6 protein-coding genes and 1 pseudogene are annotated in these 8,318 nt (G+C 38.0%); 2 read left to right on the top strand and 5 right to left on the bottom strand.

The features are described from left to right. Positions 1–179: 179 nt before the first annotated feature. The 3 genes from HC179_RS06900 to HC179_RS06890 all read right to left on the bottom strand — a co-directional run bounded on the left by HC179_RS06900 (position 180) and on the right by HC179_RS06890 (position 3,280). Entirely contained in the window at positions 180–1,376 is a 1,197-nt protein-coding gene (locus tag HC179_RS06900) for a M14 family zinc carboxypeptidase (protein ID WP_168863666.1), read from the bottom strand. A 200-nt stretch (positions 1,377–1,576) separates the two neighbouring features. Beyond that, the gene (locus tag HC179_RS06895) at positions 1,577–2,482 is read right to left on the bottom strand and encodes an HD-GYP domain-containing protein (RefSeq protein WP_168863665.1); all 906 of its coding nucleotides are present in this window, start codon (positions 2,480–2,482) and stop codon (positions 1,577–1,579) included. Positions 2,483–2,575: 93 nt separating this feature from the next. After that, complete coding sequence (locus HC179_RS06890; RefSeq protein ID WP_168863664.1) at positions 2,576–3,280, bottom strand: hypothetical protein; 705 nt, start codon at positions 3,278–3,280, stop codon at positions 2,576–2,578. A 491-nt stretch (positions 3,281–3,771) separates the two neighbouring features. Between HC179_RS06890 and HC179_RS06885 the strand changes: the two genes are divergently transcribed. Then, positions 3,772–6,171, top strand: a complete 2,400-nt coding sequence (locus tag HC179_RS06885) for a penicillin acylase family protein (protein WP_168863663.1) — start codon at positions 3,772–3,774, stop codon at positions 6,169–6,171. A gap of 121 nt (positions 6,172–6,292) precedes the next feature. Here HC179_RS06885 and HC179_RS06880 read toward each other — a convergent pair. Both HC179_RS06880 and HC179_RS06875 read right to left on the bottom strand, forming a co-directional pair. Next, positions 6,293–6,744: pseudogene (locus tag HC179_RS06880) on the bottom strand (DUF4385 domain-containing protein). Positions 6,745–6,878: 134 nt separating this feature from the next. Then, on the bottom strand, positions 6,879–7,199 hold the full coding sequence (locus HC179_RS06875; protein WP_168863662.1) for a DUF948 domain-containing protein: 321 nt from the start codon (positions 7,197–7,199) through the stop codon (positions 6,879–6,881). Between the two features lie 252 nt (positions 7,200–7,451). Here HC179_RS06875 and HC179_RS06870 point away from each other — a divergent pair, with 252 nt between their 5' ends. Beyond that, positions 7,452–7,976, top strand: coding sequence for a hypothetical protein (locus HC179_RS06870; RefSeq protein ID WP_168863661.1), 525 nt, complete (start codon positions 7,452–7,454; stop codon positions 7,974–7,976). Positions 7,977–8,318 lie beyond the last annotated feature (342 nt).

The following is an 8,318-nucleotide window of genomic DNA, read 5'->3' as shown; positions in this document are numbered from 1 at the left end:
CCAATCAACAGCTGGTGCAACCCAAAAAATAAATGTATCTTTTAAACGAAAAAAGACCCGAACTAATATAAGATTTTAAATTAGTTCGGGTTTTATTTAGACTAAAACACTTTTGTCCCAGCCTCTTCATAGACACTGAGGGGCTGGCTGGAATTCTGTGCCCCTTGATTACCGAATAATTAAAACCCCGGAGTCCTTGAACTTAACGGAATCTCCTCATACCGTTCTGGATCTAGTTCGTTAACAGAGCCATCGGCTACGCCATTAATGATACCCATCAGGCCTGTTTCCACTGTTTTTACCAGCTGACCTTTTTTCTTTTGCCCGAAATTTTGTGTTTGTCCGCTTACTTCAAATAGAACGGTTCCGCTACCATTTAAAGCAAAGGAACCAAGGGCCGTTCCAGGGAGATCAATATTTTGATTGTATAAAGAAATATTGGTGAAGGCCGATTCCCCTTTTGCCTGCAGAGCATCATAGAGTGCTAGGTTTAATTGTCGAGAGAAGTCGTAGTCATAATTATCTGCATATGCATCATACTTTTCACCACCAGGGCTGTTTGGATCGGTGACGAACTTACCTGAGATTGACATGGTCACCCTGTCATCTGTCCCTTCAATATATGGGAAACCTTGGTGATGAAGATCAACGAATACATCCACATTTCCGAACTCCGCCTTTAATTCCTTGTATACGTCTCTAACAGTTTGCGCTTCAGGCGTAATATACCATCCATAGGCATCGGATGCCCCAGGAAAATCTTCCGGCTGTGGAACATAGTCCAGATCAGGGTTAAAATCACGGTTCACATCAAAGCCTGGGTTCTGGTCGTAGTTCCAACCCCCTCCAGAGTACGTATAGTAATTCCATGCAGGCGAGACTTCCGCAAGCTGAGGGAATGCTGCCACGACCTCTGCCCATTCCATCTCATTTCCACGGCGGCTCAATTCGGAACCATCCACGTTCAGCATTGGGATTGCCACAATCGTAAGCTCCTCCAAAATTCTATTTACTTCAGGAGAGTTGCTGGATCCAAGGTTTTGCAAAATGTTCAGAAGTGCAACTGTACCTGTTTTTTCATTACCGTGGATTTCACTTTGAATAAGTACCACCTTATCGCCATGCCCCACAGAAGCCTTATAAATGCCACGGCCTTGATTTGTATAGCCGGCAGTTTCCACCGTTACTCTTCCCTGGCTTGTTTGTTGAATCTGCTCTAATTTACGTCCGAGCTCCTCGTAATTGATATAGCCGTTAATAGGCAGATTTTCTCCCTGTTGCGGACTCGGCCCTGGATCAGCTGAACCCATAGTCGGTACAGCCAGTAAAGAAGCTGCCAAAGCGGTTGAACTTAAAATTTTCCAAACTTTTTTCATTCTACATCCCTCCATGCTTTTATGTAGTTGCAATGAAGGATTTCTATATTCTTCGCTAAATTCCTTTCGGGTTTCGAAAGATAGATAGATAAGACTAGACAGGGAATTGAGGAGATAGGAGAAATTATTCATATTTTTCTGACTAATTAAAAGTGTACATCCTAATGGACTATTATGTAGAGAAACGAAATATTCAAAAGTTATATTAGTCCTTCTTCTTTTAATACCTCTTCAAAACAATTAACTACATCCTTATCATAATGGCTCTCACTTAGTCTTTTTAATTCATTTAAAGCAAACGAGGCATCTAGTGCTTTTCTATAAGCCCTATCTTCTGTAATCGCATCGAATGTATCACTAACCGCAATGATACGTGCTTCTATCAAAATTTCTTCCCCTTTTAAACCATAAGGATAACCTGTTCCATTTAACCTTTCATGGTGTTGTTCTATAATGGGGGCAAGTTCGGAATAATAAGTATCTTTTATCATTGTCGCTCCATCAACAGGATGCTTCTTAATTATCGCAAATTCATCATCTGTTAAACGACCTGGTTTATTTAATACTTCTATTGGGACATGAATTTTTCCAATATCATGAAGGCTGGATGCAATCCTTAAATTCTCTAGCCTCTCTTTACTTAAATTTAATTTTTTGGCTATTCTTATAGAATAATTAGCTACTCGGTCACTATGTTTATATGTATATTTATCCTTCTCTTCCACTTGCTTAGCTATTTTAAATAGTGATGCAACTTCTTCACTTATTTGGAAAAATGTTTGTTCTGTAACTACACATAGTAAAGTGACTTTAGACAATGTTGTAAAATGGATAGGCTCTTTTAATCCACTTGCAGAAAAATATTCTTCTGGTCCTAGTGTTTGTTTTTTATCACCTTGCTCGCACAACACGTTCCCAGACACTAAGAAGTAGAATTCTAGAGCTTTTGGGTTATCACTCGGATATAAGTAGAATAATTTACCTTCTTCAATGGTTTGAAGAAATATTTCTACTCCGTCTCCTCTAGATAACAGGCTAAATTCGGTATTATTAAGTATAGCTTTTTCAATAACAGAACCTTTCACGCCAACCTTAAAGCCCTCCATTTTATCCCACCTTTATACTAATAAGAACGAGCCCTACATTAGGACTCGTTCTTTACAATATTACTATATTTTATTAAATCTTGTAAATATATCCTACCATCCTACTACTTTTATTGGATCGATCCATACCCAACGATCGGCAAATCTGACTAGCTTCCAGCTGCATTCTGCTTCGACACCCAAATCAGCTGCTTTTTTAATCGTTTTTGCAGACATTTCCAATGTTTCATCGTAAACATCATTAATAATCTTTTCTAAATCATTTGTGTACTTTTCCATTCTTTCTTGATACTTCAGGCCTTTTTTTGAAAGTTTTTCCTCTAGTTTGCGAATCTTTTTGGCTATTTTTTCTTTATCTGTACCCTCAGCAGTTAAGAGTGCTGCAGTTAGGTCCGCTGTCTCCGCTTGAATTTCTAGTAACTTTCCTTCTACCTTATCACGTTCTTCTTTTATTTTTTTGTCTAGCTTTACACTTTTTTCTATAAGCTTTTCTATTTTTTTGTTATCTATCTTTTCAACTTGTGAGGCTTCTTGTAATTCCCAAAACACTTCATTTTTTTCCTCATTTAGCTTAACCAATTCTTTTCCTTCTTCAAGGATCCTCAATTCTTGGAGAAAATCAGCTTGAGTCTCGTCCGCTTTCTCTACAGCTTTTTCAATCTTTTCATCAATTTCCTGATTCGTTTTTTCTATTATTTCTAAAGCCTTTTCAGTATCCGATTGCGCTGCAAAAGCAGGAGGTCCTGCCACACTAAAAAGAAATCCCATAATGACTAGAGATACAATTATCTTTTTCATTTTTTCCTCCTTCAAAGCATTATTAGTTAAACCTTGAGAACGGAATGTATGCAACGGAGCCGGTTCAAGTTGTGTTATTCCGAACAACGTAATTAATATAGGTATATTATACTAGTAAATAAGTCTTAAAATCTATTGTTTTTTTTGTCACATTATGTATCAGAGTGTCGAACATGAAGTTTTTTTGTTAAATGGGTCAGCACCCGAACTTAAATTAATCGTTTGTATTAAGTCAATCTACCTTTTTTTATCTTGCCATTCTCATCATATATCTCCATGTGTTGTTAATTGGTATAAAGCGAAGCCCGTTTAAAATAACAAATCTATAATAATAAACGTTATTAGAATCATTCTACTATATGGTACTTAACTTATGATTCAAATGTACCTAGCACCCTGTATACCGTGATATAATAATTCTAACTATTCATAAATATAAAAATACTTTTTTGGGTAGTTGTAAGCGTTCTTACAACAAGGGGGGTTATGGTGTGGAGGTTGTTATTAAGAAAAGGTTTCGGATATGGCCTAGAAAAAGACGATGGCAAGTCACCGTTTCGATAGCACTGGCCATTCTATTTGTTGCTATTGTCACAGTTGGATACTTGTCGTGGCTTCTAAATAAGAGCGTACCGCAAACAGAAGGCACAATAGAAGTAAGTGGACTCATAGAAGAAGTAAACGTCTACCGTGATGAGTCAGGTACCCCTCATATCGAGGCAAAAAATCAACATGATCTTTTCTTTACACAAGGCTATGTAACAGCACAAGATCGTATCTTCCAGATGGATTTAAGTAGAAGGCAAGCTTCCGGTATGCTAAGTGAGGTTGTAGGAAAACAAGCGCTTGACCGGGATAAATTTTTTAGAACGTTAGGATTAAGAAGAGCTGCAGAAAAATCGCTGGATCTTTATTCTGAAGAAGCAAGGAACGCATTAACTTCATATGCTGAAGGCGTAAATCAGTATATTAAACAGGCAAAAGCAGCCAATACCCTACCTATTGAATTTACCATCATGGGGTATGAACCGGAAGAATGGTCTGACTTGGATTCCATTACGATTGGAAAATACATGGCCTTTGACCTTGGAGGGCATTGGGAAGGACAAGCGTTTCGTCATCATCTAATACAAAACTTCCCAGAGGAAAAGGCGCTAGAACTTTTTCCAAGCTATCCGGAAGATGGCCTTTCCATTATCCAAGCTGTAAAAGACTCTACCATTGATATCGGAAAAAGCTTTACAGGAGCCGTTATCCCCCACGAATTTAACGGAAGTAATAATTGGGTAGTAAGCGGCGAAAGATCTGAATCGGGCTTTCCGTTACTTGCGGATGACCCTCATTTAGGGTTAGCAACACCAGCAATATGGTATGAAACACATCTGAAGTCCCCAGAAATTAACGTTAGTGGTGTTATTTTTGCAGGAATTCCTGGTATTATACTTGGTCGAAATGAAAAAATTTCTTGGGGTGTAACAAACGTTGGTCCTGACGTACAGGATCTGTACATAGAAAAGCGCAACCCAGATAACAAGCATGAGTTCCTGTATAACGACAAATGGGAGCCCGCTGAAATAATAGAGGAAAAGATTTTTATTAAAGACGAGAAACCAGTAGATTATGAGGTGGTAGTGACAAGACACGGCCCAATCATGTCTGAGTTCGCACACTACGAAGAAGCGGATACCGCACTTGCCATGAAATGGACGGCTCTAGAACCTTCCACAGAGCTCGAAGCTGTGCTGAAATTTAGCAAAGCAACAAACTGGGAGGAGTTTAAAGAAGCCTTAACATACTTTCATACACCAGCGCAGAATTTCGTCTTTGCTTCTACAGATGGAACGATTGCGTACCGGGCTAATGGACTTATCCCTATTCGAAAGAAAGGAGATAGTTTACTTCCGGTACCAGGTTGGACAGATGAATACGAATGGGAAGGATATATTCCGTGGGAGGAACTTCCAACCGTTGTCAATCCAAAGGAAGGCTACATCGCAACAGCAAACTACAAAATAGCGGGAGAGGAGTATCCATACCATATCTCGAATATTTGGGCTCAACCCTATCGTCAGCAAAGAATTCAAGACGCCTTAGAATCTAAAGAGAAATTAAATGTAGAGGATATGATGCAACTTCAATTCGACCATTACAATCTTCAAGCAGAAGAATTTGTCCCTATATTATTAAAAAATACAGATGATTCTAATCTTCGAGAGATGGATAGAGAAGCCTTAGAAACATTTGAAAACTGGGATTTTACAGACAGCACTGATTTAGCTGCTCCCCTACTCTTCCACTTTTGGATGGAAGAGATTGCTAACTTGTTATTTCATGATGAGATTAGTGAAGACGTTCTAAAACTCTTTGCAGGAAAAGGCAATGTGGTAGACCAACTGATACGGAAAGCACATCAAGGAGAGGAAGGAATCTGGATTTCTGAAAAAGGCGGTTTACAGAATGTTTTACAGGAATCTCTCACAAATGCTGTTAACCGAGCGAGTAAGTTCCAAGGAGATAAGCCAGCTGATTGGAAATGGGGAGAGGTACATGCAGTCGAGTTCTCTCACCCATTGTCCGCCGTTAATCCTTTACATCTTCTTTTTAATAGAAAAGGGGCTATTCCAATGAGAGGAAGTAGGGTGACCGTTGGAGCTGCAGGCTGGAATAGTGAAACAGGAAAAGTAAATCACGGTGCCTCCTGGCGAACAATTGTGGACATGAAAAACCCATTAGAAAGCTATAATGTCGTCGGGCCAGGTCAGTCTGGACATGTGATGAGCCCTTGGTACCATGATCAGATGGATGAATGGACGGAAGGAAGATATCATCAGACATTGATGAGCGAAGAGTATCGCGAGGAAGCTAAGATGCTAGTTTTACAACCAAAATAAATAGTAAAAGCATATAGAAAGCGAGTAAACTTAATTATCTAGTTTACTCGCTTTTCTACTATTTATTTTAAAAACAAAGCATAGGAGCAAAGCCTATTCCCTGCCCGGATGCTGCTCTCCTTTACCCATATTTCTTCTGGTGATCTTTTTTTCTTTTAAGATAATCCTTATCCTCTCTCGCAAGCTTCCATTTTTCCTTGAAAATGGCCGCTGATTCAGCTTTAACGGGGTCAATCTGCCTTTCGTTTACCTTGCCATTCTCGTCATATTTCTTTCCGCCTTTATAATTGGTGTAGCGGCGGGCTCGTGTATAACCTAACCCATCTGCAGGAATTTCCTTGCCATGTCCATACCGACAAAATCTTCTTTTTCCTTATAATCAAGGAACATCTGATAGATTTTATCAGATGACTCCTTTGCAATTTCCGGATTCTTAAATCGCCAATGCTCCAAGATTTCATTTTTATAAGGCTCTACCAGCAAGACTCCTTGTTCTCCCCTGCCAACCCTATACAGTTCAGAATTTTTACGAAAATCTATCGTCTCAAAGTCCAAATCATAGTTGAAAGCCATGGCTGTCACTCCCTTTTAATTGGAGGAATACCCTCTGGAGCTTGTTTGCATGCATAAGAAAAAAATAAGCATCTAGAAATGGTTCAAGGGGCTTTTCAATTGGTTATTTACTTTTCCACCGTTACTTAACAGCCTCATGCTCCCGCTTTACTTTTTTGCATAGCCGTTCTCTTTACCTCACTTGTAATATTGTGAATCATATCTCCTACATCATGAGCGGACTCAATTAAAGGTTCGACTGCTTCCATCTTTCCTTTTACGTCATCCGAGATTTGGTTGGCTCTATGAATCAGATCCTCTGCTTCCTCTGTTATCCCGTTCACAGCTGTACGGGCGTCAGACAGCGTCTGTATTGTTTCAGCAAGTGTTGTCATTACTTTTCTTAGTGTCATAACCAAATAGATAACAAGAACGGTAAACGCGACAGCTGCAATAACAGCACTCCATTCAAGCATTTAGACCTCTCCCTTTTACTCTAAGTCTATGAGAAAGGAGGCTGGGACATTTATATTTTTGATGTCGGTTGTGCGAATGGTTAAAGGAAAAATATAAAATACATCAGCCCTGTTAAACTCAATTCTTAAGGAGAAGAAATAAATTTACTAATTTATTTTCTTTTGGTAAAATATTTTGCATGAGGTAAACTTTTTTAGTGTATTGCACACTTTTTAGTAGGAAAGGGCAACATAATGAGGAGGAAAAGTAAGATGGGAATTAATTTAATGGTGAACAAAAAAGGTTGGTTATTTCCATCTTTAGTGGTGAGTATGCGTGTGTTATTTGGGGTTGGCTGGTTATTAGCCGGTATAACAAAAATTACTGAGAAATTGTGGTTTCAAGAACCTGGGGTATTCCTATCTACCTATTTAAATAGTGCATTAGACAATCCTAATGTCCCGCTTTTCTATAAGGAATTTATTGAAAACATAGCTTTGGATTTTGTAATGACGCTGAACTATGTTCTACCTATTCTTCAAATTATTATTGGAGCATTTATTATTATAGGATTCATTACGATACCATCTATTTTTATTTGTCTTTTCATGCATGTTAACTTCATCCTTTCAGGAAATATGAACGTTATGAGTCTTGTTCTGTATACCAGTGCTTTCTTGCTCATTATTTATCGCAAAGAAGCTTATCATCTAAGCATAGATAAGCGAACTACTTTAACTACCCTGTTTTCAATAAAAAAAAATAACATTAGAAAACTACCAATTCATAAATCCTGACAAAAAAAATAGATTTGGAACACAATATTCTTTAATTAACTATGTCTATCACCATTGCAATAACCCAATACAATAATCCAATAATGTTTGTTATAACCAATAAATATAGTATAAATTTAGTAATATTCAATTTAAGTACTTCCTTTCTAAGTTCGTACAAAGCAACTATTTTCAAAGCCAATTTCGTTGTAACAGTAAACCAATATTACAGAAAAAAAGATATAAAAAAATAATAATATAAAGGAGACCGTTTAACCAATATGGCGGGTCTCCTTTAGTATTTGCGCTAAAACCATCTATGTTGTAATACATTGCAGAAATACTCTTGCCATATCCACAAAA

Source organism: Bacillus sp. RO1 (genome assembly GCF_012524115.1).
GTDB lineage: Bacteria > Bacillota > Bacilli > Bacillales > Bacillaceae_I > Sutcliffiella_A.
The sequence above is the reverse complement of the archived record's forward strand: the minus strand, read 5'-3'. Positions and strand labels throughout refer to the sequence as shown.

Coding starts and splice junctions, on each gene's coding strand:
- HC179_RS06890 (WP_168863664.1), bottom strand. CDS start 3,280: ATGAAAAAGATAATTGTATCTCTAGTCATTATGGGATTTCTTTTTAGT.
- HC179_RS06870 (WP_168863661.1), top strand. CDS start 7,452: ATGGGAATTAATTTAATGGTGAACAAAAAAGGTTGGTTATTTCCATCT.
- HC179_RS06895 (WP_168863665.1), bottom strand. CDS start 2,482: ATGGAGGGCTTTAAGGTTGGCGTGAAAGGTTCTGTTATTGAAAAAGCT.
- HC179_RS06875 (WP_168863662.1), bottom strand. CDS start 7,199: ATGCTTGAATGGAGTGCTGTTATTGCAGCTGTCGCGTTTACCGTTCTT.
- HC179_RS06900 (WP_168863666.1), bottom strand. CDS start 1,376: ATGAAAAAAGTTTGGAAAATTTTAAGTTCAACCGCTTTGGCAGCTTCT.